Origin of the sequence: Pantoea sp. USHLN256 (assembly GCF_037149875.1) — a bacterium.
GTDB classification, from domain to species: Bacteria; Pseudomonadota; Gammaproteobacteria; order Enterobacterales; family Enterobacteriaceae; genus Pantoea; species Pantoea nemavictus.
Genome location: NZ_JBBCQO010000038.1, coordinates 1 through 405 on the forward strand (window position 1 = coordinate 1; position 405 = coordinate 405).

A 405-nucleotide genomic window follows, 5' to 3' on the forward strand; every position below is an offset into this window, starting at 1 on the left:
GGACTGTAAGCATTTGAGAGACTCGAACATGTTGTTATTCATTTCTTATTACGGAGAAATGAACCAACACGTCGTTTCAATTTTCAGCTTGTTCCGGATTGTTAAAGAGCAGTATCTCAAACATGACGGTTACGTCAGTTTTGAGATACGTCGTGGAGACACCTTTCACCTGTCACCAAGCAAGTGGCGTCCCCTAGGGGATTCGAACCCCTGTTGCCGCCGTGAAAGGGCGGAGTCCTAACCGCTAGACGAAGGGGACACGATAGTGTCACGACTTCGCAGCCGTCTTGCTCATTACTTTCTATCAGACAATCTGTGTGAGCACTTCGCGGGAAGGTATCTTCAGGTAAGGAGGTGATCCAACCGCAGGTTCCCCTACGGTTACCTTGTTACGACTTCACCCCA

At 48.9% G+C, this 405-nt stretch carries 1 tRNA gene and 1 rRNA gene; both read right to left on the bottom strand.

Going from position 1 to position 405, the window contains the following annotated elements:
• Window positions 1-184 precede the first annotated feature (184 nt).
• Window positions 185-259, bottom strand: a tRNA-Glu gene (locus WFL93_RS24140).
• Between the two features lie 88 nt (window positions 260-347).
• Window positions 348-405 (bottom strand): 16S ribosomal RNA (locus tag WFL93_RS24145); the annotation flags it as partial.